Source organism: Brenneria izbisi, from assembly GCF_025840185.1.
Taxonomy (GTDB): domain Bacteria; phylum Pseudomonadota; class Gammaproteobacteria; order Enterobacterales; family Enterobacteriaceae; genus Brenneria; species Brenneria izbisi.
Genome location: NZ_JAMPJU010000040.1, coordinates 1 through 1,085 on the forward strand (window position 1 = coordinate 1; position 1,085 = coordinate 1,085).

At 50.9% G+C, this 1,085-nt stretch carries 1 protein-coding gene; it reads left to right on the top strand.

Annotation, left to right across the window (positions count from 1 at the left end; translation table 11 throughout):
- Positions 1-102: 102 nt before the first annotated feature.
- A partial coding sequence (locus NC856_RS17635; RefSeq protein ID WP_264091700.1) for an IS630 family transposase occupies positions 103-1,085 on the top strand: 983 nt, incomplete at its 3' end.

The window sequence follows — 1,085 nt, forward strand, 5'->3', positions numbered from 1 at the left end:
TAAATAACTTCGCAAAATAGTAGATCACCTGAAGGGAACTCAGTCCGAATTGTGCGATCTGATCAATCGCCAAACATCACAAATCACCAACCGGACTGAGTTATGCCGATCATAGCATTTATCCCCGATGAAGAACGACGCCTGATGAGAAGAGAAGCCCAACAAACCCGTGATAAAAACCATGCCAGACGGCTCATTGCCATGCTGATGCTTCATCAGGGAATGACCGTTACCGAAGTCGCCAAAATGCTCTGCGCCGCTCGCTCATCCGTTGGAAGATGGATAAATTGGTTTACTTTACATGGTGTTGAAGGACTAAAAAGCCTCAGGCCCGGACGCGCTCCACGGTGGCCGGTTGCCGATATCCTTCAGGCTCTGCCGCTGCTGATACAACGCTCTCCGAAAGATTTCGGCTGGCTGCGCTCACGCTGGAGTACAGAGTTGCTGGCCCGCATCGTCAACCAGTTTTTTGGCGTTGCTCTTCATCCCGCCACATTACATCGATACCTGAAACAGGCAGGCATTGTCTGGCGCAGGGCCACGCCGACGCTGAAAATCAAAGACCCGCATTATGAGGAAAAGCGGCTTGTCATCGAGCAGGCACTGGCTCAGGCGCGGACGGACCATCCCGTATTCTATCAGGATGAAGTCGATATCGACCTGAACCCGAAAATCGGTGCGGACTGGATGCCAAAAGGGCAACAAAAACGCATTGTTACACCGGGGCAGAATCAAAAACATTATCTGGCTGGCGCGCTCCATTCGGGTACGGGACGAGTCCACTACGTCAGCGGCGGCAGTAAAAGTTCTGACTTATTTATCAAGCTATTAGAAACATTACGCCGAACTTACCGGCGAGCGAAAACCATGACGCTGGTCGTGGATAACTACATCATCCATAAAAGCCGCAAAGTGGCGCGTTGGCTGGCAGAGAACAAGAAGTTCCGGTTACTGTTCCTGCCGACGTACTCGCCGTGGCTGAATCCGATAGAACGGCTGTGGTTGTCGTTACACGAAACCATAACGCGAAATCATCAATGCCGATATATGTGGCAGTTACTGGAACAGGTAAATCAGTTTATGAA